The organism is Lentzea sp. NPDC058450, from assembly GCF_042721395.1.
Classification (GTDB): domain Bacteria; phylum Actinomycetota; class Actinomycetes; order Mycobacteriales; family Pseudonocardiaceae; genus Lentzea.
The window spans coordinates 12,676-38,132 of sequence record NZ_JBHXLO010000007.1 but is presented as its reverse complement, the minus strand read 5'-3'; the positions used below and the strand labels follow the sequence as shown (position 1 = coordinate 38,132).

General features: G+C 69.4%; 24 protein-coding genes and 1 other RNA gene. 18 read left to right on the top strand and 7 right to left on the bottom strand.

What is annotated here, in order from left to right; all coding sequences use genetic code 11:
• Positions 1 to 3 precede the first annotated feature (3 nt).
• A complete protein-coding gene (locus ACFWNN_RS13360; RefSeq protein WP_382440160.1) occupies positions 4 to 525 on the bottom strand; it encodes an NAD(P)H-dependent oxidoreductase in 522 nt (173 codons plus the stop codon).
• Between the two features lie 176 nt (positions 526 to 701).
• Here ACFWNN_RS13360 and rnpB point away from each other — a divergent pair.
• From rnpB to ACFWNN_RS13340, 4 genes are all read left to right on the top strand, one after another.
• Positions 702 to 1,094, top strand: an RNA gene (gene rnpB / locus ACFWNN_RS13355) — RNase P RNA component class A.
• Positions 1,095 to 1,111: 17 nt separating this feature from the next.
• A complete protein-coding gene (locus tag ACFWNN_RS13350) occupies positions 1,112 to 2,236 on the top strand; it encodes a threonine synthase (protein ID WP_382440159.1) in 1,125 nt (374 codons plus the stop codon).
• Positions 2,237 to 2,391: 155 nt separating this feature from the next.
• Positions 2,392 to 3,966, top strand: coding sequence for a DUF6345 domain-containing protein (locus ACFWNN_RS13345; protein WP_382440158.1), 1,575 nt, complete (start codon positions 2,392 to 2,394; stop codon positions 3,964 to 3,966).
• A 203-nt stretch (positions 3,967 to 4,169) separates the two neighbouring features.
• On the top strand, positions 4,170 to 4,403 hold the full coding sequence (locus ACFWNN_RS13340; protein ID WP_382440157.1) for a hypothetical protein: 234 nt from the start codon (positions 4,170 to 4,172) through the stop codon (positions 4,401 to 4,403).
• Between the two features lie 4 nt (positions 4,404 to 4,407).
• On the opposite strand, the gene ACFWNN_RS13335 is transcribed toward ACFWNN_RS13340, so the two are convergent.
• Positions 4,408 to 4,671: a hypothetical protein gene (locus tag ACFWNN_RS13335; RefSeq protein WP_382440156.1), complete on the bottom strand. Its 264-nt coding sequence runs from the start codon at positions 4,669 to 4,671 to the stop codon at positions 4,408 to 4,410.
• Positions 4,672 to 5,086: 415 nt separating this feature from the next.
• On the opposite strand from ACFWNN_RS13335, the gene ACFWNN_RS13330 reads away from it, so the two are divergent.
• The 12 genes from ACFWNN_RS13330 to ACFWNN_RS13275 all read left to right on the top strand — a co-directional run bounded on the left by ACFWNN_RS13330 (position 5,087) and on the right by ACFWNN_RS13275 (position 16,570).
• The gene (locus ACFWNN_RS13330; protein WP_285647521.1) at positions 5,087 to 5,365 is read left to right on the top strand and encodes a hypothetical protein; all 279 of its coding nucleotides are present in this window, start codon (positions 5,087 to 5,089) and stop codon (positions 5,363 to 5,365) included.
• A gap of 3 nt (positions 5,366 to 5,368) precedes the next feature.
• A complete protein-coding gene (locus tag ACFWNN_RS13325; protein ID WP_285647519.1) occupies positions 5,369 to 5,839 on the top strand; it encodes a hypothetical protein in 471 nt (156 codons plus the stop codon).
• Positions 5,814 to 8,672 carry an ATP-binding protein gene (locus ACFWNN_RS13320; protein ID WP_382440155.1) on the top strand — a complete coding sequence of 953 codons (2,859 nt, stop codon included), beginning with the start codon at positions 5,814 to 5,816 and terminating at the stop codon, positions 8,670 to 8,672. Before ACFWNN_RS13325 ends, ACFWNN_RS13320 begins: the two co-directional genes overlap by 26 nt.
• On the top strand, positions 8,669 to 10,534 hold the full coding sequence (locus ACFWNN_RS13315) for a hypothetical protein (RefSeq protein ID WP_382440154.1): 1,866 nt from the start codon (positions 8,669 to 8,671) through the stop codon (positions 10,532 to 10,534). The genes ACFWNN_RS13320 and ACFWNN_RS13315 overlap by 4 nt, the downstream gene beginning before the upstream one ends.
• A gap of 12 nt (positions 10,535 to 10,546) precedes the next feature.
• Entirely contained in the window at positions 10,547 to 11,146 is a 600-nt protein-coding gene (locus tag ACFWNN_RS13310) for a hypothetical protein (RefSeq protein WP_382440153.1), read from the top strand.
• Between the two features lie 3 nt (positions 11,147 to 11,149).
• Complete coding sequence (locus ACFWNN_RS13305) at positions 11,150 to 12,148, top strand: C40 family peptidase (protein ID WP_382440152.1); 999 nt, start codon at positions 11,150 to 11,152, stop codon at positions 12,146 to 12,148.
• Between the two features lie 18 nt (positions 12,149 to 12,166).
• Complete coding sequence (locus tag ACFWNN_RS13300; RefSeq protein WP_382440151.1) at positions 12,167 to 12,640, top strand: hypothetical protein; 474 nt, start codon at positions 12,167 to 12,169, stop codon at positions 12,638 to 12,640.
• Positions 12,637 to 12,831 carry a hypothetical protein gene (locus tag ACFWNN_RS13295; protein WP_382440150.1) on the top strand — a complete coding sequence of 65 codons (195 nt, stop codon included), beginning with the start codon at positions 12,637 to 12,639 and terminating at the stop codon, positions 12,829 to 12,831. The genes ACFWNN_RS13300 and ACFWNN_RS13295 overlap by 4 nt, the downstream gene beginning before the upstream one ends.
• A 36-nt stretch (positions 12,832 to 12,867) precedes the next feature.
• The gene (locus ACFWNN_RS13290; RefSeq protein WP_382440397.1) at positions 12,868 to 14,262 is read left to right on the top strand and encodes an RNB domain-containing ribonuclease; all 1,395 of its coding nucleotides are present in this window, start codon (positions 12,868 to 12,870) and stop codon (positions 14,260 to 14,262) included.
• Between the two features lie 405 nt (positions 14,263 to 14,667).
• Positions 14,668 to 15,333: an NADPH-dependent F420 reductase gene (npdG, locus tag ACFWNN_RS13285; protein ID WP_382440149.1), complete on the top strand. Its 666-nt coding sequence runs from the start codon at positions 14,668 to 14,670 to the stop codon at positions 15,331 to 15,333.
• The gene (locus tag ACFWNN_RS13280; protein WP_382440148.1) at positions 15,333 to 16,094 is read left to right on the top strand and encodes a helical backbone metal receptor; all 762 of its coding nucleotides are present in this window, start codon (positions 15,333 to 15,335) and stop codon (positions 16,092 to 16,094) included. Before npdG ends, ACFWNN_RS13280 begins: the two co-directional genes overlap by 1 nt.
• A gap of 50 nt (positions 16,095 to 16,144) precedes the next feature.
• Positions 16,145 to 16,570, top strand: a complete 426-nt coding sequence (locus ACFWNN_RS13275; protein ID WP_382440147.1) for a ricin-type beta-trefoil lectin domain protein — start codon at positions 16,145 to 16,147, stop codon at positions 16,568 to 16,570.
• On the opposite strand, the gene pip is transcribed toward ACFWNN_RS13275, so the two are convergent.
• The gene (pip, locus tag ACFWNN_RS13270) at positions 16,567 to 17,508 is read right to left on the bottom strand and encodes a prolyl aminopeptidase (protein WP_382440146.1); all 942 of its coding nucleotides are present in this window, start codon (positions 17,506 to 17,508) and stop codon (positions 16,567 to 16,569) included. The genes ACFWNN_RS13275 and pip overlap by 4 nt on opposite strands.
• A gap of 18 nt (positions 17,509 to 17,526) precedes the next feature.
• Between pip and ACFWNN_RS13265 the strand changes: the two genes are divergently transcribed.
• Positions 17,527 to 18,384 (top strand): glutathione S-transferase family protein, encoded by an 858-nt coding sequence (locus ACFWNN_RS13265; protein WP_382440145.1) that lies wholly within the window; start codon positions 17,527 to 17,529, stop codon positions 18,382 to 18,384.
• Positions 18,385 to 18,394: 10 nt separating this feature from the next.
• Here the strand turns inward: ACFWNN_RS13265 and panB are convergent, their stop codons facing one another.
• Both panB and ACFWNN_RS13255 read right to left on the bottom strand, forming a co-directional pair.
• A complete protein-coding gene (gene panB / locus ACFWNN_RS13260; protein WP_382440144.1) occupies positions 18,395 to 19,249 on the bottom strand; it encodes a 3-methyl-2-oxobutanoate hydroxymethyltransferase in 855 nt (284 codons plus the stop codon).
• A gap of 179 nt (positions 19,250 to 19,428) precedes the next feature.
• Complete coding sequence (locus ACFWNN_RS13255) at positions 19,429 to 20,268, bottom strand: alpha/beta hydrolase (protein WP_382440143.1); 840 nt, start codon at positions 20,266 to 20,268, stop codon at positions 19,429 to 19,431.
• Between ACFWNN_RS13255 and lysX the strand changes: the two genes are divergently transcribed.
• Positions 20,230 to 23,532, top strand: a complete 3,303-nt coding sequence (lysX, locus tag ACFWNN_RS13250) for a bifunctional lysylphosphatidylglycerol synthetase/lysine--tRNA ligase LysX (protein WP_382440142.1) — start codon at positions 20,230 to 20,232, stop codon at positions 23,530 to 23,532. The two genes, ACFWNN_RS13255 and lysX, sit on opposite strands and share 39 nt — an antisense overlap.
• A 7-nt stretch (positions 23,533 to 23,539) precedes the next feature.
• On the opposite strand, the gene ACFWNN_RS13245 is transcribed toward lysX, so the two are convergent.
• Together ACFWNN_RS13245 and ACFWNN_RS13240 are read right to left on the bottom strand one after the other, a co-directional pair.
• The gene (locus tag ACFWNN_RS13245; protein WP_382440141.1) at positions 23,540 to 24,187 is read right to left on the bottom strand and encodes a response regulator; all 648 of its coding nucleotides are present in this window, start codon (positions 24,185 to 24,187) and stop codon (positions 23,540 to 23,542) included.
• Positions 24,188 to 24,191: 4 nt separating this feature from the next.
• Positions 24,192 to 25,382 carry a sensor histidine kinase gene (locus tag ACFWNN_RS13240; RefSeq protein WP_382440140.1) on the bottom strand — a complete coding sequence of 397 codons (1,191 nt, stop codon included), beginning with the start codon at positions 25,380 to 25,382 and terminating at the stop codon, positions 24,192 to 24,194.
• Positions 25,383 to 25,457: the final 75 nt, after the last annotated feature.

The window sequence follows — 25,457 nt, the reverse complement described above, 5'->3', positions numbered from 1 at the left end:
CCCCTAGCTGACCTTGCGCAGTCGCGGGGTCAGCGCAGCGCCGAACCGGTCGGCCGCCGCCTCCAGCGCGGCGGCCGACTCAGCGGACCCCACGTTCTGGTCCAGCACGAACTCCCCGCGCACCACCTGGTCCGCGCCCTTGGCCGCGAGCAACGGGTGCAGGGCGTAGTCCATCGCCACCAGGAACCCCTGGCTGCCGCCGGTCGCCAGCGGCAGCACGGCGCGGCCGCGCAGGGCCTTCTTCGGCAGCAGGTCGAGCAGCGCCTTGACCAGCCCGCTGTAGGCGGCGCGGTAGACGGGCGAAGCGACCACCACGCCGTCCGCCGACAGCACGCTGCTCACCGCCTCCGCGATCTCCGGATCACGCAGGTCCTCGGTGAGCAGCGACAACGTGGGCAGAGACCGGACGTCGAGCAACGACACGCGGTGCCCGGCGGCCCGCAGGACCTCGGCCACGTGCTCCACGACGACACCGGTCGGCGCGGCGTGGGACGGCGCGGCCGAGATGATCAGCACATCGGACATGACGGGGCACTCCCTGAGGTCGTCGTGGGGTACGAGCAACTCAGCGGAGGCAACACAGGCTTGCAGCCACGCGTCCGTAGTCGACGTGGCGACGTCGGGTCATACCGGTGAGTCAACCAACGTCCGCACCGGTGGACAACCGGTTCCAGACGCTGGGATATCCTGGTGAGCGCGGATGAGTCGGCAGGGCGGCCGCGGCAGGAAACTGTCGAGGAAAGTCCGGACTCCACAGGGCAGGGTGGTTGTTAACGGCAACCAGGGGCGACCCTCGGGACAGTGCCACAGAAAGCAGACCGCCACGGCGCAAGCCGCGGTAAGGGTGAAACGGTGGTGTAAGAGACCACCAGCGCCCCAGGTGACTGGGGCGGCTAGGTAAACCCCACCCGGAGCAAGGCCAAGAGGGCACCCGACCGCAAGGGAAGGTGCCTGCGCGAGCGTTCGAGGGCTGCCCGCCCGATGCTCGCGGGTAGGCCGCTAGAGCCTGTCGGCAACGGCAGGCCCAGATGGATGGCCGCCGACTGGGACCTCGGTTCCACGAACAGGATCCGGCTTACATGCCGGCTCATCCGCCTGTATGCATGAAGTCATGCTCTCGCATCTGGAATGCGCCCGTTGCGGCCGCGAACACGACGCCAACGCCGTCCAGAACCTCTGTCACGAGTGCGCGTCGCCGCTGCTCGCCCGGTACGACCTCACGCGCGTGAACCGTCCCACGGCCGAGAACTCGCTGTGGCGCTACAAGGACGTGCTTCCGGTCCGCAACCCCGACCCGGCGTTCAGCCTCGGCGAGGGCATGACGCCGCTCGTTTCGCTGCCCGCGATCAGCGAGCACCTCGACGCGACCGTGCTGATGAAGGACGAGTCGCTCATCCCGACCGGCTCGTTCAAGGCCCGCGGTGCCGCCGTCGGGGTCGCCAGGGCCAAGGAGCTCGGCATCGAGGGCATCAAGATGCCGACCAACGGCAACGCGGGCGCCGCCTGGGCCCTGTACGCGGCACGGGCGGGCCTGCGCAGCGTCATCGCGATGCCCGAGGACGCGCCGTTGATCACCCGCGAGGAGGTCGAGGCGAGCGGCGCGGAGCTCAGGATCGTGCCGGGCACCATCGCCGACGCGGGTAAGGCCATCGCGGACGTCGACCTCTTCGACGCCTCGACACTCCGCGAGCCGTACCGCATCGAGGGCAAGAAGACGATGGGTTACGAGATCGTCGAGCAGCTCGGCTGGCGCGTCCCCGACGTGATCATCTACCCGACCGGCGGCGGCGTCGGTCTGATCGGGATCCACAAGGCGCTCCACGAGATGCGCGAGCTCGGGTGGATCACCGGCGAGCTGCCGCGGCTCGTCGCGGTTCAGTCCACCGGGTGCGCGCCGATCGTGAAGGCGTTCGACGAGGGCAGGGCGGAGTCGACCTTCTGGGACGCCGCGTACACCGACGCGTTCGGGATCAACGTGCCGAAACCGTTGGGGGACTTCATCATCCTGCGGGCCATCAGGGAAACCAATGGCACGGCCGTCGCGGTCACGGACGAACAGATCGCTCACGACCGCGCGGAGACCGCACGGCTCGAAGGCGTGTTCCTGTGCCCCGAAGGCGCCGCGACGATCAGCGCCGTACGGGCGTTGCGCGCCAACGGATGGCTGAGCGCACGGGACGAAGTGGTCGTGCTGAACACCGGCGCGGGCATCAAATACCCAGCTGTCCGCCTCTAGTTTCGTCGCTGCCCCAAGGGTGTTACAGAATTTCGGCCGTTCGAGTGGTGCGGCCGCGACAACGGGCCACTCTCGGTATCACCGCGAAACCCGCCACATCCTCCTGTCAGACGGCCGGCCCCTGCAGCCGGCCGTCCCCAAGGGAGGGAACAGACATGCAACGCAAGCTGACGGTGGTGCTGGCCCTGTCCAGCCTCGTCACCGCGGGAGCGGCCGGGATCGCCGCCGCCGACGCCACGGAGCTGCCCGTCTACGGGGTGACCAGCTCGGGTCTGGACCAGGAGCAGGCACAGCAGCTGCAAAGAGCGTTCGGGCTCAAAGACATCCAGAGAACCGAGGCCGGTGCGGTGTCCTTCGCGGACCCGCAGCGGTACCTGTACCTGCCGACCGTCGACAAAGGACAGGGCAGGCCGGACGAGGACGGCAACGCCACCACGCAGACCGCCCTCGACACCGAGGCGATCAAGCGCATCAGGACCATCCCGGCCGAAGAGGCCGCCAAGCGCGCGCAGGAAGGCCTGAGGGCGGCGGGCGTCCTGCCCGCCAACGCCACGCCGACCGCGCAGAACACGACGTTCGAGCTCGCGGACCCCAACGGCCGCAACGCACTCACGGCCAACCTCGACACGAGCGTCTCGTACACGTTCCAGCTCGGCGGCATCCCGCTGGAGGGCGAGGGCGCGAACATCCGCGTGTCGTTCGACGCGCAGGGCGTCACGGCGGTCAGCCACGCCGCCCGCAGCTACGAGAAGGCCGGCTCGGTCAAGGTCAACGACCTCGCCTACGGCGCGAAGCTGTGCCAGAAGTACCTGGGCGCCGAGGTCAAGGCCGACGCGAGCTACGTCTACGTGGCCGCGCCGCTGGAGGAGAAGGCGGACAAGGTCGAGCCGTCGTTCCGCTGCACCGGCCGCAACGCCGACGGAGGCGCCCCGCAGGCGATCACCCTGCCCGCCGCGGTCGGTGCCGAGCTGCCGCAGCCGGGCCCGGTGCAGGACCCGCGCCCCGAGGCCGAGCCCCAGTTCAAGATCCAGGCCGTCGGCACGCAGGTGGGCAGCGAGGGCACCGGCAACTGCTCGGGCCTGCCCAACACCGTCGCGAACATCGGCACGTTCAACACCGAGGCGAGCAACCACGGCGTCACTCGCTCGTTCAGCTGGACCGACGGCAACGCCTGGGAGAGCGACTTCAAGGACCCGGCGTTCGCGGGCGGCCAGGACACCACCTGGACCGATGACGTCGACCTCACCTACTGGCAGGGCCACGGCAGCGGCACCGGCTTCTACTTCACCGGCTGCTCCAACCACAACGACACCAAGCTCGCCAACACCGAGGCGCGCTGGGGCAACAACGACGTCGAGTGGATGAGCCTCTTCACCTGCCTGATCCTGGAGGACAACACCGGCGGCCAGACCTGGGCGCAGCGCTGGGGCCAGGCGTTCCGCGGCCTGCATCAGATCAACAGCTTCACGACCGTCAGCTACAACTCCGCCAACCACGGCGGCAAGTTCGCCCACTACATGTGGCAGCCCGGCCCGATGAAGGTCCGCGACGCGTGGGCGCAGGCGAGCATCGACACCCAGCCGGCGTCGGTCCGGTGGGCCACGATGGGCGTCTACCTGCCGGCCAGCGGTGGCCTGGGCAACTTCGACGACTACTTCTGGGGCAAGGGCTCGGTCGGGCCCGACTACGCCTCGACCGGGTGGTTCTGGAGGATCTCCGGCGCCAGCTAGTGCACGCGGCGTGAAGCCCGGCGGCCACGACGGTCGCCGGGCTTCACCGCGTCGGGTAACGGCGTGGCCGCGAGTGACGAGTGCACAGGCGTGACCACTGAAGGACAACCGGACGACTCTGGTGGTCTGCTCGGTGACCGTCAGCTCCGCGGCATCTCCGCAGGCGGTTCGAAGCGCCGCTGGCCGAGCGGATCGACGGCTTCGTGGGCTGGCACGTCAACAAACGCGAGCCCGAGTACCGCTTCGCCCGGCGGCTCCTCCCGTACCAGCTGTCACTCGTCCTGATCGCGGTGGCACCGGCGGTGGTGGCGATCCCTCTGGCGCTGGCGAACGCCAACTGGGTCATGTGGGTGGTGCTCGGCGTCGACCTCGCGCTGCTCGCGAACTACGTGGGGCAGTTCCTCAGGTATCGATCTCTGAACCAGACGGCGCCCTGAGGTCTCAGCGGTTCGCGGGACGCCCGGACGGCATGCGCAGCACGGGCCGGAACGGCTCCCCGGCGTTGTAGAGCTCCTCCAACTCCGTCACGTAGGCCAGCACCGCCGGATTCACGATGTCCGCGAGCGACCGGACCCCCGCCTGGGGCTCGTAACTGGACAGGTACGTGGCCGCCGCCCGAGCCCGTTCCAGCACCTCGCGGTCGAAGTTGATCGTCCGCTGGACCCGGCGCCGGGATTGCGTGCCTTGCCCGGTAGGCTCGTCCACGCCTGGAGCACTAGGGGAGGCTGTGATTCCGTCCACACTTCCATCCGGCACGAGGTCAGGTTCGAGCATGGGCGAATCTCCTCGCAGTCGTGGCTCCGGAGCGCGCCCGAGGCTGGGTCGCAAACCGGCCGATCTGGGCGTTCACATGGGTGTACACGTGCGCGTGTTTGAGACGCACGCACTGTGGGTGACCAGGGCGTTCGCAGTCGGGTGAACCTTGCCAGCGACGGAGAGAATCTCGATCCGGGTGTTCCCCACTGACCTCTCCTCAGTGATGATGTGTCGGCCAGATTAGACGTAATTCCTCCCAGGGGGAACGGCCAGATGATCTACACCCCGCAGCAACAGCCCCACACGACGTGACGAACTCGTGTTCTACTCGTAGCGCAAGCCCCAGCGCACTCTGGAGTAAGAAATGACCGCCATGGACCTGGTGACACTCGCTCAGCAGCAGCCGCAGGTGCCGGGCACAGGCAACGTCCGGACCTGGATTCTGGACAACATCGTCCCGTTGCTCCTGCTCACGGTCGCGCTGCTCCTGCTCTGGCTGGGGGGTGGCAAGGGCGACAACGCGGGCGTCATGCGCCGCCTCGGTGGTGTGATCGTCGCGCTGGCCATCATCGGCCTGGCCGTCACGACCGACGCCGGCGCGAACATCGGTCAGTGGCTCGCCGGTTTGTTCGTCGGAGGCTGACACGTGCGGGTTCGCACCGACGACGAGGTCTACCGGGTCGACGCCGTCTGGCTCGGTCCGCCCAAAGCGACATTTCCCTGGCGCGCGCGATACGTCGCGTGGGGCGTCGGGATCGTCGTTTTCCTCGTCGTGCTCACGATCGAACGGCAGATGGGCGTCGGGTTCGGGTTCTTCTCGACCGCGTGGGCCCTCGTCGCGACGATCATCCTGACCAGGTTCATCACCCAGCGGATCAGTCATGAACGGCCCCTCACGGCCGTCATGTCGATGTGGGTCCGCGAGCTCACCGCACCTCGAGAGCGCACGGCCAGTACCGGCGGAGCGGCCAGTGCCGCCCGGATCCGGGTCACTCCGCAGCGGCCTCGTCCCAAGTTGAGCAAGAAACAACGGGCGAGACAGCAGGCCCAGCCCCGCCGGACGCCAGACAGCCGTAAGAAGGAGGTTCGCGGTGTTCGGACGCCGGCGAGACCGTGACCGTCGCTCCGCCCAGCACATCGCCCAGCACGCCGCGGCAGACCCCCGTGAGCGTGACCGCGCCGCATATTCCAAGCGTGGCCGTCGCCTGCCCGGCGAGCAGAACGTGCCGAGCTACACGCCGTCGATCAGCGCCCGCAGCATCGACGGTCACCTGCTGCGCACCGGCCAGGAGGTCTACGCCTGGTACCGGCTCGCGCCGCAGCGCTGGTCGTTCCGCAGCGACTCGCAGCGCCAGGACCTGATCGCCGCCATCGCGGGCCAGTACGCCGAGCTGCAGGGCCGCTGGATGCACCTGCGCGTCACCACGCGGCCGTACCCGATCCGCATGTGGGCCGAGGCGCACGTGCACAACGCCGTCAAGCGCCTGCCGGACACCCCCGGCACGCTGTCGTTCGACGACTACATGGTCGGCGAGCAGCAGCAGCTGATGGGCCGCTCGATGGCGGAGAAAGAGGTCTACCTGGGCGTTCAGGTGCAGACCCGCAACATGATGGACCGCGCCGTCGAACGCGCGGCCCCCGTGCTGCGCAAGGTCTTCCCGGACGCCGTGGACGCCGAGCTCGTCGCGCTGGACTCCGAGGTCGAGCACCTCGACCAGGTCATCGGGTCCGCCGGGCTCGAAGGCCGTCCCGCGACGGCCGAGGAGATGTCCTGGCTGATGCACCGGTCGTGCTCGCTGGGCCTGCCCGCGCCGCGCAACCTGCCCGCCGTGCCGGGTGCCGCGTGGGAACCGGAGGACCTGGCGTCCTTCACCGACGCCGCGGACTTCCACCAGGAGCCCTACTCGCCGACGGTGACCGTGCGCGGCCGCACCGGCTCGAACGCGGGCATCAAGCGGCACGTCGCCGTGCTCACCGTCGGGCTCATGCACGGCCTGCAGATCCCCGAGGTCGACGACCCGTGGGTGCAGCGCGCCGACCGGCTCCCGGCCAGTGTCGAGTGGTCCGCCCGCATCTACGTGCGCAAGCCCGAAGAGGTGTCGGGCGAGCTGTCGCGGCAGATGAGCAAGGTCCGCTCGCAGGTCCGCCACTACACCGACGAGCACGAGCTCGAACCGCCGCAGTCGCTCGCCCGCCAGGCGGGGCGCGTGCTGGAGATCGACGACGAGATGACGTCGGGCTTCACCGCGCTCGGCACCCGGGTGCGCTCGTGGTGGCGGCTCGCCGTCTCCGGCCCGACCGAGCGCGAGGCGCTGCGCCTGGCCCAGTCGTTGCTGGAGCTGTACAAGCCGAAGGTCGCGATCGAGCACCCCGAGGCCCAGTACGCGATCGCCCGCGAGTTCATCCCCGGCGAACCGCTCTCCAACGGTGCCTACCTGCGGCGCGGCAGCGTGCTGTGGGCGGCGAGCGCCGTCCCGACGGCCACCGCCGAGGTCGGTGACCGCCGCGGCATCCTGCTCGGCGAGACCGTCACGGCCACCCGCCGCCCGGTCGCGTGGGACCCGTGGATGGCGCAGGAGCTCCGCGACGCCTCGGGCCTGACGGCCATGGTCGCGGGCCTCGGTGCAGGTAAGTCGTTCCTCGGCGGCGGCATGGTCTACAAGACCCTGCGCGCGGGCGCCCACTGGACGTTGCTCGACCCGTCCGGCCCGCTCTCGGCGCTGTGCGAACTGCCGGAGCTGCGCCCGTACGCCCGGCCGATCAACCTGCTCAACGCCCAGCCCGGGATTCTGAACCCGTACCGGGTGGTCGCCGAGCCGATGATCGAGCACTTCCTCGACGAGGACGACCCCGAACGGGCCTGGCGCCGGGAGAAGGCCCTCGCGGCCGCCACCCGCCGCCGCCTCGTGCTGGACGTGCTCACCGGCCTGCTGCCGTTCGAGGTCGCGCGCCTGCCCCAGACGCGCATCGTGCTGCTGCGCGCCGTCCGCACGGTCGGCGGCCGCTTCGACGCGCACCCAGGTCTCGTCTTCGAGGCGCTGCGCCGGGACGCGTCCGAGCACCACGAGCACGCCGTCGTCGTCGCGGACTTCCTCGACGAGATGCGCGAGCGCATGTCGTTGCTCATCCCCGAGGAGAACGCCGACCCGTACAACGAACAGCGCGACGACCGGCTCACCGTCCTCACCATGGCGGGCCTCAACCTGCCGAAGGACGGCGTCGGCCGCGAGCACTGGACGGACGCGGAGGCGCTCGGCGTCGAGATGCTGAACCTCGCCGCCTGGCTCACCCAGCGGTCGATCTACGACCGGCCGAAGGACCTCCGCAAGGGCGTCTGGATCGACGAGGCGTTCTTCCTCTCCGAGGTCCCGACCGGTCGCGTGCTGATGAACCGCTTCGCGCGTGACTCGCGCAAGTGGAACGTCCGCGTGCTGCTCTCGTCGCAGATCCCGGCCGACTTCCTCAGGATCCAGGGCTTCGTCGCCCTGCTCGACTCGGTCTTCGTCGGCAGGCTCGACGACGACCAGGCCCAGGCCGACGCGTTGCGACTGCTCAAGGTGCCGGTCGGCGCCGGGTACGAGCAGGTCATCGCGTCGCTGGGCCGCCGCCCCGGTGGCGAGCGCACCGCGACCGAACGCGACCGCGCGCCCCGTCAGTTCATCTTCGGCGACGGCGCCGGTGGTGTGGAGCGGATCCGCATCGACTTCAGCGGACCGCACCTCGAGCACCTGCGCAACGCCCTCGACACGACGCCGGACGCCAAGCGCGGCGACTCCGGTGCCGAACTCGTGCCGGCGGAAGACCACGCGGCTCCCCAGCCGCCCGCCTACGTGCCCGACGAGATCGACGACGAACTGGCGGCGGACATGGAACTAGGGCTCACGGAAGACGAAGCTCACCTCGTGAGCCACGGTGACGGCTCGAACCGCCACCGGGACGGCGGCGCATGACGGCGCTGACGATCGTGCTCGCGATCGCCGCCTTGCTCTGGGCAAGGCGGCGGTTCGCGCTGCGCGCGTCAGCACGAGCCAAGTCGCTCACTCTGGTGTCGGCGATCCTGGCCCTTCAGGTGGTGCTGGGTGCCCCGATGGCCCACGCCCAAACCTGTGGCGAGGCACCGAACCCCGAACGTCCCGGCGCGGGCATGGTCGGCGCGCTCGACCCGCCCGTCGGCAACGGCCTGCCCGGCTCGCCGTACCTCGACTACGGCTACGCGGGCATGGTCTGGCACAACTTCAACTCGAAGTGCAACGTGCTGCCCGACGCCAACGCCACGCTCGACACGTGGGCGGGCAACGAGCTCTTCAGCATCGGCAAGAACATCGTCGGTGCCACGAACGCGTTGCACTACACCGTGATGGGCCGCGGTCTGCTGGTCCCGCTGGACGACGCCGTGAAGAACGGCGTGCAGAAGGTCTACGACAACGTCTACCTGCGCTGGTTCGGCCTGGTGGCGTTGATCCTCGCGATCCTGATGTTCCGGCAGATCTGGACCGGCGACTTCGCCACGATCTCCAAACGCGGGCTCTGGGCGTTGGCGGCCATGTGGCTGGCAACGTCCACATTGGCCCTACCTCAGTTCTACAACCTCCTCGACAACACGCTGGTCTCGAAGACATCGGAGATACAGGCGGGGTTCATCGAGGCGCCTGAAGAACAAGGCACGCTCCACGTCCTACCGACGAAACTGCACGACGCCGTCGTCTATCAAAGCTGGCTGCGCGGCGCGTTCGGCACGCCCGAGGCACCGCAGGCCGCCGAGTACGGCCCGCGCATCCTCAAGACCCAGGCGTGGACCACGGCCGAGATCGCCGAGGGCAAGGACGGCGACCAGGCCGCACTGGACGCCAAGAAGGCCGAGTGGAAGGCCCTCGAAGCCCAGCTCGGCACGGCCAAGGGCTACTTCGACGGCACCGACGGCAGCCGCACCGGCGCGGGTTTCCTCGCGTTGCTGCAGTCCATCGCGTTCTCGCTGTTCCAGCTGTTCGCGAAGGCCGCGGTGCTGCTCGCCCAGCTGCTGCTGCGCATCCTGACGCTCGCCGGGCCGCTCATCGGCCTCGTGGCGTTGCTGCACCACGACCTGCTGCGCAAGGTCGCGCGCGCGGCCGCCGTGACGGTGTTCAACGTGCTGGTGCTCGCGGTCCTCGCGGGTGTCCACGCGTTGCTGCTCCAGGCGATCTTCAACGCGACCGGGCTCTCGTTGCTCACCAGGACGTTGCTGGGACTGATGCTCACCCTGGTGTGCTTCGTGATCGGCAAACCGCTGCGGCGCATGTGGCAGATGGTCGAGATGTCCGTCGGTTCGGCGGGCAACGTCCTGCCGATGAGCGGTGGCGTCTGGTCGAAGATGATGGGCCGCAAGAAGCAGCAGGGTCCCACGCCCCAGGACGAGTTCTGGGAGTCCGTGCGGGACAACGACTCCGACGGCGAAGAGGTGCCGCAGCGCGGCCGCGGCCGGGTGCGCCCGGAGGCGTCCAGCCCGGTCATGGCGACGGCGCAGCGGCTCGACCGCGACGCCCAGCCCGGTCAGATCATCAGCGGGCCGGACGGCTCCCGCGTCCGCGCGGGCGCGTTGCCCGCCGGTTCGGGGCCGGCCGCACTGCCCGTCGCACGCTCGCGCGTGGTGGACAGCCCGACGGTCACCGACCGGCAGTGGGACCGGGTCGACGACGCGGTGCTCGTGCCGTCGCGGTCGAGCGCCTACTCCGCCCCGGTGCAGGAACCTCGCAGGGCCGAGACAGAAGTGGTGGCAGGGCGTCCGGTGCACGTGATCTACCGACCGTCGCGCGGTTTCGAAGTCAGGGACAACTGAAGGGAGGCGTAGGTGCCGATCCGTACCAACCGCGGCCGTGCCGCGGTCTACCGCAGGCTCTGGGGATGGCCGCTGCGTTCCCCGCGGCACCTGGCCGCCTCGATCATCATCTTCGTGGTGCTGATCGTCGCGCTCGGCGTGATCGTCCCGAAGGTCCTCGACCGCAAGCCCGCCGACCCGAACGCCGCCGGCCAGAACTCGACCTCGTCGCAGGGCACCCAGGTCGGCCAGCTGCCGGGCAGCAGCGGAGCCTCGCTGCCGACCAAGCTGCCGCCGCCGTCGATCTCCGCGTCCGCCGCGCCGCCGCAGGCCGACGCGCAGCTGATCGCGGAGCTGTGGGCGGAGAACTGGATCAAGCCGCCGCCGGACAACGACGTGAACAAGTGGCTCGCGCAGCTCCGTCCGTACACGACGGAGGAGTTCCTCGCGCAGATGGCGACGATCGACCCGAAGAACGTCCCCACCAAGATCACCCAGAAGGTCACGGCGAAGAAGTCCTACGTGTCGTCGGCCGACTTCGAGGTGGGCACGGACGAGGGCAAGGTCCTCATCACGCTGGTCAAGACCCCGTCCAAGGACTGGCGTGTGAACAGCTACACGAAGGCGGACTGAGCCATGCGCCTGATGTTGCTGATGGGAGCCCTCGCCACGATCGTCGTGGTCGTGGTGGCCACGTCGGGTGTCACGCAGGTCGTGAGCAACTCCACGAACCCCATCAGCGCCGACTTCCGGCGGATGAGCTGCAACGCCGCCATCGGCCCGTGGGACGCGGGCGGCGGAGACAAGGGGCGCAACGACGCGTCGCGCCTCAACGACGAACAGCGCAACATCGTCGGGCGCATCATCTCCATCGGCCAGGAGCGCAAGCTGCCGCCGCTCGCGTGGCAGATCGCGATCCAGGCGGGCATGACCGAGTCGGGCCTGCGCCCGTTGAACTACGGCGACCGCGACTCGCTCGGCATCTTCCAGATGCGTCCGTCGATGGGCTGGGGCACCCCGGCCGAGGTGATCGACCCGACGTACGCGATCAACAAGTTCTACGACGTGCTGCTGAAGGTGCCGGACTGGGAGAACAAGCGCCCCGGCGACTCGGCGCAGGCCGTCGAGCGCTCGGCGTTCCCGGACCGCTACCACAACTGGGAGGCCATGGCCGCCTTCCTGCTGAGCGAGCTCGGCCAGATCTCCGACCCGGCCGGCTGCGGCGCGGGCGCGGGGGAGTTCCTGCTGGCCTCGAACGCGGCGGGCATCGCCATCGAGTTCACCAAGCAGCAGCTGGGCGAGCCGTACCTGTGGGGCGGCAACGGCCCGGACGCGTGGGACTGCTCCGGCATCCTGGTGAAGGCGTTCGGCGCGGCGGGTGTGCAGATCCCCCGCGTGGCGAACGACCAGTACGAGAAGGGCGGCGCCCACCTTCCGGTGCGCGAGGCCCAGGCAGGCGACCTGATCTTCTGGGCGACCGACACGTCGAACCCCCGCACGGTGCACCACGTGGCCATGTACCTCGGCGGAGACGAGTACATCCACGCACCTCAAACGGGTGATGTCGTGAAGATCAGCAAGATCAACTGGGATTATTACGAGTTGATGCCGCTGGCCGTCCGGCCGGGCGTGTAGATCGCGGGGAGGCGCTGCATGTTCAACCACGACCCCATCCCGAGGCCTTCCGGACCACCCGCGTCGAGCACACCAGTGCGTGACTACACGGCGGCCGGAGCACCGGGAGTCTCGTCCGACTACGTGGTGATCCCACGGGCGCTGGCCGAGGCGATGCCGTTGCCGTGGCAACAGCACCTCGTGCACCTGCTCGCGGACTTCCACCGCACGTACGGGCACCTCAAGTGGCCGGTCTACCGCGTGGTGCCGTCCCGCTACGAGAAGCTGGCCGACCTCGACGAGGAACAGTTGGCCGAGGTGGGCGCCATCATGGAGATCGACTCCGACGGTTCCCTCGTCTACCGCGACCGCTCCGGACGTAAGATCGAGAACGCCGAAGACCGCACGGTGCTGGTCTCGTGTTTGGATCCGATCCCGTCGGAGTACGCCAACGCCAACCAGTCGACGCCGCCGCGGGGATTCCCGGCGCCTTTGGGAGGCGAACGCAGATGAGTGACACGAGCGGGTGGTACTTCTGCCTGACCCACCAGACGGTGGAGCACGGCAAGGGGTGCAAGGGCCCTGACCGCATGGGCCCGTACCCGGACGAGGCCACCGCGGCCCGAGCCCTGGAGATCGCCAGGGAACGGACCAAGGCGGCCGACGAGTCCGACAAGAAGTGGCGCGGCGACGACGAGGACTAGTACCTCGCTCCTTAGTCTGTGCGGGTGGCTACCCAGGTGATCCGCACGGGCCGTGCCGACCTGTCCTTCGACAACCTGCGCACCGAGTTCGGCCTGCCGTCCGCCTTCCCGGCGGACGTCCTGGCCGAAGCAGAGGCGGCGGTCTCCCGAACCCCGGGAGACCGCGAGGACCTGACCTCCATCCCGCTGGTGACGATCGACCCACCGGGCGCCAAGGACCTGGACCAGGCCCTCCACCTGACCCGCACCGCCGACGGCTTCACGGTCCACTACGCCATCGCCGACCTGGGCCTCTTCGTCACCCCGGGCGGTCCTCTGGACCTCGAAGTGCGTCGCCGGGGCCAGACCACCTACCTCCCGGACGGCAACGTCCCGCTGCACCCGACCGTCCTCTCCGAAGGCGCGGCCTCCCTGCTCCCCGGCGTGACCCGCCCGGCCGTCCTCTGGACCTTCGACTGCGGCCCGGACGCCATTCCCGTGAAGGTGACCGTCCGCCGAGCCCTCGTCCGCTCCACGGCCCAGTTCGACTACGCCTCCGTGCAGGCCACCTTCGACAACGGCACCCCGCACCCCTCGATCGAGGCCCTGGCCACCTTCGGCCCACTGCGCCGCGCCTACGCCCGCACCCGAGGCGCCATCGAACTCCAACTCCCAGAACAGGAGATCGAGCACAACGGCTCAGGCTGGAAACTGGTGGCCCGCCCCCGAGCCGACGTGGACGCCTGGAACGCCGAGATCTCCCTGATGACCGGCATGGCCGCGGCAGACCTGATGCTCAAGGCCAAGACGGGCATCCTCCGCACCCTCCCGGACCCGGCCCCGGACGCGGTGAAGGCCCTCCGCAAGTCAGCCGCGGCCCTCAAGGTCCCGTGGCCGTCCGACAAGTCCCCAGGAGCCTTCCTGGCAGACCTGGACCCCACCACCCCGGAAGCCCTGGCGCTCTTCACCGACGCCACCCGCCTCCTGCGAGGCGCGGGCTACTCGTCCTTCAACGGCGAGGTCCCGGACCTAACCACCCACGCAGGCGTAGCGGCCCCCTACACCCACGTGACGGCCCCACTCCGCCGCCTGGTGGACCGCTTCGCCACCGAAGTCTGCCTGGCGGTGTCCGCAGGCGACCCCCTCCCACCCTGGCTGGCCGAGGCCCTCCCAGAACTCCCGTCCCTGATGGGCTCCTCGGACTCCCTGGCCTCCAAGGTGGACCGCGCGGCGACCGACCAGGTCGAGGCGTGGGTGCTGGCGGACAAGATCGGCCAGCAGTTCGAGGCGGCAGTCCTCCGCGCGGGCGACAACGAGGCCGACATCTACGTGACCGAACCACCAGTGCTGGCCAAGTGCACGGGCAAGCACATCCCAGAAGGCGAACGAATCACCGTCCGCCTGGCGGAGGCAGACCCGGCAACCCGCAAGGTCCGCTTCGAGAAGGCCTGACCACGCGAAGCCGAAGGCGAGCCCCACAACACCGCGAAGCCGAAGGCGAGCCCGTACGAGCGCCGCACATCGGAACAGCGGTGTGGTGACGTGCCTGCACAAACCCAGCCACGCACGCGAAGAGATCGGGGCTTGACTTTGGGTGCGAGGTGCTAGCTTCTCGAGCTCGGCCGGGCGCTTTTCAGCCCGGCCTTTTCCGGCCGATGAGCGCCTCGCAAGGGCCCCGAAGTCAAGCCCCGATCTCTATCGTCGCGAAGCGGCGATGCATGGACCACGCTCGTCCGCGGTTGTCTTTGCGCCCAACGCAACCACCAACGCAAGGCGACCCGACCCCAACGCCGGAACGTGACGCCCCCAACGCAAGCCGACCCGCACCAGAACCGCAGCCCGTGTGAAGATGCAGGGGTGACTGACATCAAGGACCTCACCGTCGGTGTCCTGGGCGGCACCGGTGCCCAGGGCAAGGGCCTGGCCATCCGCTGGGCCAAGGCGGGCCTCAAGGTGATCATCGGCTCCCGCAGCGCCGACCGAGCCGAACTGGCCGCCAAGGAGATCGTCGACACCGCCGGCGGCGACGTCCGGGGCGCCGACAACTCCGACTGCGCCGCGGACTCCGACATCGTCCTGATCGCGGTCCCCTGGGACGGCCACGGCGACCTCCTGACAAGCCTGCGCGACCAGCTGGCCGGCAAGATCGTCATCGACTGCGTGAACCCGCTCGGCTTCGACAAGCAGGGCCCGTTCGCCCTTCCCGTCACCGAGGGCAGCGCCGCGCAGCAGGCCGAGCTCCTCCTGCCGGAGTCCAAGGTCACGGCCGCGTTCCACCACGTCTCCGCGGTCCTGCTCGCCGACCTGACGGTGTCCGAAGTGGACATGGACGTCCTGGTCCTCGGCGACGACCGCGAGGCCACCGACACCGTCCGCGAGCTGGCCGAGCTGGTGCCGGGCTTCCGCGGCGTCTACGGCGGCCGCCTGCGCAACGCCCACCAGGTCGAGGCCTTCACCGCCAACCTGATCGCTGTCAACCGCCGGTACAAGACCCACGCCGGCCTGAAGATCACGGGAGTCTGATGCTCCCCGCCGACGACCTCGGTGAGCCGGTCCCGCTGGACCAGCCACAACGAGTGGTAAGTCTGGTGCCCTCGATCACCGAGGCCGTCGCGCACACCGTCCCCACAGCCCTCATCGGCGCCACGGACTACTGCACCCACCCACCGGATCTCGAAGCAGAACGAATCGGTGGCTCGAAGTACCCGGACGTCGACAAGGTCCTGAACCTCAACCCGGACCTGGTCATCGCCAACTCCGAGGAGAACCGCCAGGAGGACGTGGAACGCCTGCGCGCCAACGGGATCAACGTCTGGGTGACCGAGGCGCCGAAAACGGTTCCGATGGCCCTGGAGTCGTTGCGCAGACTCTTCCAACTCGCCTGGGACGTCACCCCAGCATGGCTCACCGAGGCCGAATCCCTCTGGCAGGACACGAAACCGGCGAAGCTGACCGCCCTGATCCCGGTCTGGCGCAGGCCGTGGGTCGTGGTCGGCAGGGACACGTTCGCCACCGACGTCCTGCGCAGACTGGGCATCGAGAACGTCTACGCCACGCACGAGGAGCGCTACCCGCGCCCGACCCTCGAACAACTCAACGACAAACGGCCGGACCTGGTGATCCTCCCCGACGAGCCGTACGTCTTCACGCACGAGGACGGCCCGGAGAGCTTCCCCGGCCTCCCGTACGTCCTCGTCAACGGCCGGCACCTCACCTGGTACGGGCCTTCGCTCGTAGCCGCAAAAGCTAGCCTCGCGAAGGCGTTGGACTACGGCCAGGGTTGACAACCCCAGGGGGATTCGCGAGAACGGGACCGCTGCCAGGATTCGGCCCCATGGGGAAACTAGCCGCGATCATCGCGACAGCCGCCGCCACCGTCACCCTCACCGCCGTCCCGGCCTCGGCCGAGCCGATCGTCGTCTACCAGCTGGCGGGCACCACCCGGTGCCTCGCCGACACCGGCAGCGACGTGGTCCTCAGGCCGTGCAACGAGATCGCGAACGACCAGCGCTGGATCGTCCCGATCAGCGGTGGCGTCGACTGGCCGCACAACATCGCCACCGACAAGTGTCTCGGCGCCACCGCCGCCGGCGACGTCACGGGCCAGGCCTGCACGAGCAGCGGGAACCAGCGCTGGCGCCGCATCGCCTCCGGCACGTCGTTCCAGTTCCGCAACGTCGGCACCAACAAGTGCCTCACCGCCCAGGTGACGGTCGCGACGTGCACGACCGCCACCGCCAAGTGGAACGGCCTGCGCTAGTCCCGGAACCGATCCGTCGCTTCCAGCAAGGCGGCCAGGATGCCGGGCTCGTCGTAGGCGTGCCCGGCATCCGGCACCAGCACCAGCGACGACTCCGGCCACGCCTTGTGCAGGTCCCACGCGGACACGACAGGCGTGGCCATGTCGTACCGCCCCTGCACGATCACCCCGGGAATGTCCTTCAACCGCCCGGCATCCCGGATCAACTGCCCTTCCTCCAACCACCCGCCGTTGACGAAGTAGTGGTTCTCGATCCGCGCGAACGCCAACGCGTACGAAGGCTCAGCGAACTCCGCCACGAGCGAAGGCCGGGGCAGCAACGTCACCGTCGCCCCTTCCCAGGTGCTCCAGGCCACCGCCGCGGGCCCGTGCACCGCGGGGTCCGGATCCGCGAGCAACTCCGCGTACAACGAGACGGGGTCCCCGGACAGCCCCACCAGCGGAGCCGTGAACTTCTCCCACAGATCGGGGAAGAGCTGAGCCGCCCCGCCGCGGTAGTACCAGTCCACTTCGGACGACCGCAGCGTGAAGATCCCGCGCAGCACCAGCTCCGACACCCGCGCCGGATGCGTCTCGGCGTAGGCCAGCGCCAGGGTGGACCCCCACGAACCGCCGAACACCTGCCACCGCTCGATCCCCAGCGACTCCCGCAGCAGCTCCATGTCGGACACCAGGTGCCAGGTCGTGTTCAACGACAGGTCGCCGGACGCGGACGCGTGCGGCAACGACCGCCCGCACCCGCGCTGGTCGAACAGGACGATCCGGTAGGCGGCCGGGTCGAACAGCCGCCGGTGGGACGGCGAACAGCCACCACCGGGCCCGCCGTGCAGGAAGACCACGGGCTTGCCGGACGGGTTGCCGCACTCCTCCCAGTACACGAGGTTGCCGTCGCCGGTGTCCAGGTGGCCTGACGCGTGAGGCTCGATCTCCGGGTACATGGGCCTATGGTCGACCACATGGCGCAGTTCTCGAAGGAGACCTCCACCACGGGGGCGTTCGTCAGGCAGCCCAACCGCTTCACCGCCCGCCCGGAGCCGGAACCGGGCCGCTACCGGCTGGTCGTCAGCCTCGCCTGCCCGTGGGCGCACCGCGCGGTCATCGTCCGCAAGCTCCTGAACCTCGAAGACGACATCTCGCTCGCCGTCGTCGACCCGATCCGCGACGAGAAGGGCTGGCGGTTCGAAGAAACCGACCCGGTCCTGCACATCGACTACCTCAAACAGGCCTACGACAACGCCGACCCGGGCTACGAGGGCCGCGTCACCGTCCCGGCGCTGATCGACACGACGACAAAACAGGTCGTCTCCAACGACTACCCGCAGCTCACCCTGGACTTCAGCCTGAAGTGGCGCCCGGAGAGCACCCTCTACCCGGAACACCTGCGCGACGAGATCGACGCCTGGATCGAGCCGATCTTCCACAACGTCAACAACGGCGTCTACAAGGCGGGTTTCGCCACCTCACAAGAGGCCTACGAAGAGGCGTACACGAACCTCTTCCGAGAACTCGACCGCATCGAGGCCCACCTGGCCACCCGCACCCACCTGGTGAACGACCAGCTCACCGAGGCCGACATCAGGCTCTGGACCACGCTGGTCAGGTTCGACGCGGTCTACCACGGCCACTTCAAGTGCAACCGGAACAAGCTCACCGAGATGCCGAACCTCTGGCAGTACGCGAAACGCCTCTACGCGAGCTTCGGCGACACGGTGAACTGGGACCACATCAAGCGCCACTACTACGTGACGCACCACAACATCAACCCGACCGGAATCGTGCCGGCGGGTCCAGACCCGGAGGTCTGGACCCGCTGAAACCCAGAACTCAGTGGAAGGTGTGCTCGGGCCCGGGGAACTGGTGCCCGCGCACCTCGTTGGCGAACTCGGCGGCCGCGCCCAGCATGACGTTGCCGATGTCCGCGTAGCGCTTCACGAACCGGGGCGCCTTGCCGCGGTTCAGGCCCATCATGTCCTGCCACACCAGCACCTGGGCGTCGGTGTCCGGACCGGCGCCGATGCCCACGGTCGGGATGACGAGGTCGTGCGTGATCTGCTTCGCGACCTCGGCGGTCACCATCTCCAGCACGACCGCGAACGCGCCCGCCTCCTGCACGGCGATGGCGTCCTGCACCACGACGTCGTGGTTGTCGTGCCGGCCCTGCACGCGGTACCCGCCGAGCTGGTGCTCGGACTGCGGGGTGAAGCCGATGTGCGCCATGACCGGGATGCCGGCGGCGGTGATCGCGCGGATGTGCGGCGCGAAGTAGGCGCCACCCTCCAGCTTGACCGCGTGCGCCTGGCCTTCCTTCATGAACCGGACCGCCGTCGCCACGGCCTGCTCGACCGACACCTGGTAGGAGCCGAACGGCAGGTCAGCGACCACGAGAGAGCGCTTGACCGAACGCGTCACGGCGCGCACGAGCGGTACGAGCTCGTCGACCGTGACGGGCAGCGAGGAGTCGTGGCCGTAGACGGTGTTCGAGGCGGAGTCGCCGACCAGCAGGACGGGGATGCCGGCCTCGTCGAAGATCGAGGCGGTGAAGGTGTCGTACGAGGTGAGCATGGGCCACGCCTCGCCGCGTTCCTTCATCTCCCGGAGGTGGTGCACGCGGACCCTCTTGGCCGGGGGCTTCTGGCCCGCTCCGGAGCCGTAGGGCGCGGAAACTTCGGCATTGGTCATCGTCGACCGTTCCTTTCCTCGAGGCCCACGTCCGTGGGTCCCCGGGCGCTTGGTGCACGGTTGCCGAACACCAGAGTGGCACCGTTGGCGAGAAACGGAACACGGATGCGGCTACCGTCACACGGCCGGCGGCGCGAATCACCGGACCGGGGTCGACTGCACCGATCCCGAACGCGGCCTCACGCCTCGGGCAGCCCCCGCAGCACCTCCCGGACCGCCATCACCACGGCGTCCGGCCGGTCCATCTGGATCATGTGACGGCTGCCGGGCACGGGCACGTTGCGTCCCCACGGCACGAGGCCCGCCAACGACCGGTGCTCCGGCCACACCTTCCGTCCGGCCGTGAGCACCAGCCACGGCACACGGGGCAACGGTCGTCGCGCACGCAACCGTTCGAGCGTCGCCACCTGGCCGGGGTACGACGCGAGCTCCCACAGCGCCGCCCGCCCCACACCGGGCCGCCGGTAGACGAGTTCGACCAGGTCAGAGGGGGCGGGGTCGGTCATGCCGAGCGTCGACGCCGCCGTCAGCCAGTTGCGGAACCAGTGCCCGTACCGCTGGGTGATCCGCGCGCCGAGCCACCGGCTGCCGAGGGCCCGCACGCCCTGCGCGACGACCGCCGACACGTCGAACGGGGCTCCCGCGCCCGGCGTCTCGGCGTCCGGGTCGAGCAGGACCACCCCGTCGACGCGGTGCGGCCGCAGCCGGGCGTAGGCCTCGACGTGCATGGACGCCATCGAGTGGCCGACCAGGATCGCCCGCGGCACTCCGCGCAGCACCGCGTCGAGGACCGCCACCTCGCGGGCCAGCGACGGCCCGCGCCGCGCCGGACCGCTCAGGCCGAGGCCGGGCCGGTCGAACACGATCACCCGAGCGTGTGGCGCGAGCAGGCGCACCGTCCGGTCCCAGTCGAACCACGCCCCGCCCAGGCCTGAGCTGAGCACCACGACCGGCCCGTCGACACGCCCGGAGGTCGCGACATGCACCCGCCCGGCAGAAGACGGAATCATGGCGGTCATCGGCAGACCTCGGGAGTTGAAGTGGCACCGGCTTGGAAGTGGAAGACCGCGGGCGCGATAGCGACGATCGTGCAGCTGGCCGGGGTGTTGTCGCTGCTCAGAGTGATCCTGCCGGAGGACAGCTGGTTCACCGACGTCGCGGACGGCATCGGGTACTTCTTCGGCCTGCCGATCGACGGCAACCTGTTCATCGCCATGGTGTTCTTCGTGCTCGGCGCCGCCCTGCGCAGGCACAAGCGAGCAGCGCTGTGGACGCTGCTGCTGTTCCAGGTCATGGGCCTGCTGCTGGTCGGCTTCATCATGGTCATCTTGGCCCTGGCACCTGAAGAAATCCTGGACGAGGGCGAGAAGCCGCACTGGGTGTTCCTCGGCATCGGCGTCGCGACCTCGCTGGTGCTCGTCACGCTGTTGTTCGTGGTCCGCGAGGCGTTCCCCGCCCGGCTGGCCCGCGGCGCGTGGCGGCAAGCGCTTGCGTCGTTCGTGCTGGGCATGATCGCGCTGGTCCTGCTCGGCTGGGGCCTCACCGAGGTCTTCCCCGGCAAGCTGGTCGCGCAGACCGACAAGCTCGCGTGGGCCGCGAACCAGGCCACGGGTGAGGTCGTCCGGCTGGGACGGCTGGACATCCCCGAGGGCCCGCAGTGGCTGAGCGTCGTGCTGGGCCTGCTCGGCGCGCTGGTCGCGGTCAGGGCGATGTACCTGTTCTTCCGCGGGGTCCGCAGCCAGAGCATGATCTCCGGCGACCAGGAGCTCGACGTCCGGCGCCTGCTCGCGGCCGACGGCGAGCCCGACTCGCTCGGCTACTTCGCGACCCGGCGCGACAAGAGCGTGGTGTTCGCGGCGTCCGGCCGGGCCGCGCTGACGTACCGGGTGATCGGTGGCGTCACGCTCGCCTCCGCAGACCCGATCGGCGACGAGGAGCACTGGCCGGAGGCCGTGCGGGCGTGGCTCGCCGAGGCCCGCACCTACGGGTGGATGCCTGGGGTCCTGGGCGCGTCCGAACGCGGCGCGCAGGCCTACTCCGACGCCGGGCTGAAGGCGTTGGAGATCGGTGACGAGGCGATCCTCGACGTCCGCCGGTTCGTGCTGGCGGGTCCGGAGCGCAAGGGGCTGCGGCAGGCGGTGTCGCGCGTCGAACGCGCCGGGTACACCACGCGGGTCCGTCGCCACAGCGAGATCGCGCCGGACGAGATGGCGTCCATCCTGGACCTGGCCGAGGCCTGGCGCGGGGCGGAGACCGAGCGCGGGTTCTCGATGGCGCTGGGACGCCTGGGGGATCCGAGCGACGGCCGATGCGTGATGGTCGAGGCCTACGACGCGTCAGGTGCGTTGCGCGGACTGCTGTCGTTCGTGCCGTGGGGTCGTCGTGGGGTGTCGCTGGACCTGATGCGTCGCGACCGTGCGGCGGAGAACGGCCTCAACGAGTACATGGTCGCCCAGCTCGCCGCGGCCGCCGGACACCTTGGCGTGCAACGGATCTCGTTGAACTTCGCGATGTTCCGCGCGGTGTTCGAAGAGGGCGAGAAGATCGGCGCCGGGCCGGTGCTGCGGGCGTGGCGCCGGGTGTTGTCGCTGGCGTCGCGGTTCTTCCAGCTGGAGTCGCTGTACCGGTCGAACGCCAAGTACCTGCCGGAGTGGGAGCCGCGTTTCCTCTGTTACCAACGTTCCCGGTCGTTGCCCCGCGTCAGCATCGCGGCGGGCGTGGCCGAGGGGTTCGTGCCGTCGCTGCGGTCGTTGCGCAAGCGGGCGTTGCAGAAGACCGACGTCAGCGACGAGTTCGCGGCGCGCGTGGCGGAGATCGACGACATCCGCGTCGAACCGAAGGCGGTGCGCCGGCCGGAGCAGGTCCGCGTGCGGATCGCGAAGGTCGAACGGCTCGTTGCTCAGGGCGTTGACCCTTACCCGGTGGGCTTCGCCCGCTCAGACCTTCTCGCGGGAGCCCGTGAACGGTTCGGCGAGCAGGTCTCGGTCACCGGGCGCGTGGTGGCGTTGCGGGAGATGGGCAGGCTCTGCTTCGCGCGGCTGCGGGACTTCAGCGGTGAGATCCAGCTGATGCTGTCCGTCGACTCGCTGGGTGACGCGCTGGCGTCGTGGAAGTCGGACGTCGACCTGGGCGACCACGTCGGCGTGACCGGTCAGGTGATCAAGTCCGACCACGGCGAGATCTCGGTGCGGGTGGAGTCGTGGTCGATGACCGCGAAGTGCCTGCATCCGTTGCCGGACAAGCGGAAGGGCTTCACGGACCCGGAGGCCCGCGTCCGGCAGCGCTACCTCGACCTGGTGGTGAACGCCGACTCCGCGCACCTGCTGAAACTGCGCAGCGACGTCATCCGCAGCGTGCGCGAGTTCCTGCACGCGCAGGAGTACCTCGAAGTCGAGACGCCGATGCTTCAAGCCGTGCACGGTGGCGCGAACGCACGGCCGTTCGTCACCCACATCAACGCCTACGACATGCGCATGTACCTGCGGATCGCGCCGGAGCTGTACCTGAAACGGCTGTGCGTAGCGGGCGTGGACCGGGTGTTCGAGCTGAACCGCAACTTCCGCAACGAGGGCGCGGACGCCACGCACAACCCCGAGTTCACGATGCTGGAGGCCTACCAGTCCTACGCGGACTACCGGGTCATGCTGGACCTGGTGCGCACGCTGATCCAGCACGCGGCGCGCGCGGCGTTCGGGACCGAGGTGGCGATGCGGCCCGAGGGTGCCTACGACATCTCGGGGGAGTGGCCGGTGATTCCGGTCTACACGGCGGTTTCCGACGCGTTGGGCGTGCCCGTCACGCCCTCGACCTCGGTCTCCGAGCTGCGTTCGTTGCTCAGCGCTCGGGGCGTCGAGATCAACGAGGACTGGGACCACGGCCAGCTCGTGCAGGAGGCCTACGACTCGTTCGTCGAGGCCTCCACCGTCGGGCCGACGTTCTACACCGACTTCCCGACGTCGGTGTCCCCGCTGACCCGTCAGCACCGCGTCGACCCGCGGCTCGCCGAACGCTGGGACCTGGTGGCGTTCGGCGCGGAGATCGGCACGGCCTACTCGGAGCTGACCGACCCGCTGGAGCAGCGCCGGCGGCTGGAGGCGCAGTCGCTGAAGGCCGCGTCCGGCGACGTCGAGGCGATGGAGCTCGACGAGGACTTCCTGCGCGCCCTGGAGCACGGCATGCCTCCGACGGGCGGGCTCGGCCTGGGCGTCGACCGCCTGCTGATGATGCTGACCGGCACGTCGATCCGGCAGACCGTGCTCTTCCCGTTCGTGAGGCCCCAGTGATGCGGGCTCAGTGATCCAGGTAGGCGAGGACGGCTTGGACGCGCCGGTCGCCTGAGCCGTCCTCGGAGTTGAGGCCGAGCTTCAGGAACACGTTGCCGATGTGCTTGTGCACGGCTCCCGCGCTGAGGACGAGCTTCTCGCCGATGGCGGCGTTCGACAGCCCCTGCGCCATCAGCCCGAGCACCTCCCGTTCGCGCGGAGACAACACACTCAGCGCGTCATCGGCCCTGCGCCGCACCAGGAGTTGCGACACGACCTCGGGGTCGAGCGCCGTGCCCCCGTTGGCGACGCGGTGCAGCGAGTCGAGGAAGTCCGCGACCTTGCCGACCCGTTCCTTGAGCAGATACCCGACACCACCGCTGGTGCCGGCCAGCAGCTCGTGCGCGTAGCTCTGCTCGACCCACGCGGACAGCACCAGCACGGCCAGCTTCGGGTGCCGTCGCCGCGCCTCCACGGCAGCTTTCAGACCTTCGTCCGTGAACGTCGGCGGCATCCGCACGTCGACCACGGCGATGTCCGGCTCGTGCTCGGCCACGGCCTTCAGCAGGTCGTCCGGGTTGTCGGTGGCCGCCACGACGTCCAGACCTTCGTTGCGCAACAACAACGTCAGCCCCTCACGGAGCAGCGCGTCGTCTTCAGCGATCACGATCCGCACGACGTCACCTCCCCGCCGGCAGCTGCACGGTCAGCACCGTGGGCCCACCCTCGGGACTGCTCAACTCGGCACTGCCGTCCAACGCCGCCACCCTGCCCCGAATCCCGTCCAACCCCGTCCCCCGCTTCTCGTCCGCGCCACCCTTGCCGTCGTCGTGAACGATGACGGTGAGCCGCTCCCCGATGATGCTGAGGCTGACCCACGCCCGCTGCGCGCCACTGTGCTTGGCCACGTTCGTCAACGCCTCCGCCACCGCGAAGTACGCCGCGGCCTCCACCGCCGCCGGCAACCGCCCGAGCTGCTCGGCCGTCAACACGCACGGCACCGGACACCGCGCGGCCAACGCCTCGATCGCCCCGTCCAGCCCCAGATCATCCAGCACGGGCGGATGGATGCTGCGCACGACGTTCCTGAGTTCTTCGAGGGCGTCGCCGGCCGCGTCCTGAGCGCGGAGGAGTGCTTGCGCCGCGTTGTCCGGGTTCTGCTTGAGCGTCCGCTCCGCGATCCCGAGCATCATGACCACTCCGACCAGCTTGTTCTGCGTCCCGTCGTGCAGGTTCCGCTCGATGCGCCGCAACTCGGCCCCGTGCGCCTGCAACGCCGCAGCCCTAGTAGCCACAACCTCAGCCAGCCGCTTCTCCAGCGAAGCCTTCGGCGGAGCCAACATCTTCGCCGCCATCCGCGCGTCCCACGCCGCCAGCCGCGGCAGCCGCAGGGTGATCAGCGCCAGCACGATCATGATCGGCAAGCTCAACAACGCCATCGGCCACGAGTCGACGAAGATGCCGAACGAGTTCTCGAACCCACCGGGGACGGTCCACCAGAACAGCAACACGAACGGCTGCTGCACGAGTGCCCCCGGCACCCCGATCGCGATCGAGCCCAGCAACGTCCCGACCAGTGCGTGCGTGATCAGCCAGACCCCGTCCCGCCTGCTGTGCGGATCGGCGAGCACGCCTTGGGCGCGGTGCAGCCACGGCCCGTCTAGCGGGGGCGGCGACTGGACCCCTACGCCGGCGAACTTCGCGAGCCGTTGGCGGTCGAAGTCCACGATACGACGGATGTACGGCGCGGTGATGGGCAGCAACGGCAGGACGACGACGGACAGCAGCAGCACCCCGATGGCGAGCCACGACGCGATGGCCGTCAGCAGCCCCGTCGCGAGGTAGACGAGTGCCGCCCAGATCCGTTTCATGGGGAGAAACGTATCCGGGGTCTGCATGACCGCGCGGTGGAGCAGGCTCTACTCATGTGGTCGGGCTGCATTGAC

Coding starts and splice junctions, on each gene's coding strand:
- ACFWNN_RS13360 (WP_382440160.1), bottom strand. CDS start 525: ATGTCCGATGTGCTGATCATCTCGGCCGCGCCGTCCCACGCCGCGCCG.
- ACFWNN_RS13350 (WP_382440159.1), top strand. CDS start 1,112: ATGCTCTCGCATCTGGAATGCGCCCGTTGCGGCCGCGAACACGACGCC.
- ACFWNN_RS13345 (WP_382440158.1), top strand. CDS start 2,392: ATGCAACGCAAGCTGACGGTGGTGCTGGCCCTGTCCAGCCTCGTCACC.
- ACFWNN_RS13330 (WP_285647521.1), top strand. CDS start 5,087: ATGACCGCCATGGACCTGGTGACACTCGCTCAGCAGCAGCCGCAGGTG.
- ACFWNN_RS13315 (WP_382440154.1), top strand. CDS start 8,669: ATGACGGCGCTGACGATCGTGCTCGCGATCGCCGCCTTGCTCTGGGCA.
- ACFWNN_RS13305 (WP_382440152.1), top strand. CDS start 11,150: ATGCGCCTGATGTTGCTGATGGGAGCCCTCGCCACGATCGTCGTGGTC.
- ACFWNN_RS13300 (WP_382440151.1), top strand. CDS start 12,167: ATGTTCAACCACGACCCCATCCCGAGGCCTTCCGGACCACCCGCGTCG.
- ACFWNN_RS13295 (WP_382440150.1), top strand. CDS start 12,637: ATGAGTGACACGAGCGGGTGGTACTTCTGCCTGACCCACCAGACGGTG.
- ACFWNN_RS13280 (WP_382440148.1), top strand. CDS start 15,333: ATGCTCCCCGCCGACGACCTCGGTGAGCCGGTCCCGCTGGACCAGCCA.
- ACFWNN_RS13275 (WP_382440147.1), top strand. CDS start 16,145: ATGGGGAAACTAGCCGCGATCATCGCGACAGCCGCCGCCACCGTCACC.
- pip (WP_382440146.1), bottom strand. CDS start 17,508: ATGTACCCGGAGATCGAGCCTCACGCGTCAGGCCACCTGGACACCGGC.
- ACFWNN_RS13265 (WP_382440145.1), top strand. CDS start 17,527: ATGGCGCAGTTCTCGAAGGAGACCTCCACCACGGGGGCGTTCGTCAGG.
- panB (WP_382440144.1), bottom strand. CDS start 19,249: ATGACCAATGCCGAAGTTTCCGCGCCCTACGGCTCCGGAGCGGGCCAG.
- lysX (WP_382440142.1), top strand. CDS start 20,230: ATGCACCCGCCCGGCAGAAGACGGAATCATGGCGGTCATCGGCAGACC.
- ACFWNN_RS13255 (WP_382440143.1), bottom strand. CDS start 20,268: ATGACCGCCATGATTCCGTCTTCTGCCGGGCGGGTGCATGTCGCGACC.
- ACFWNN_RS13240 (WP_382440140.1), bottom strand. CDS start 25,382: ATGAAACGGATCTGGGCGGCACTCGTCTACCTCGCGACGGGGCTGCTG.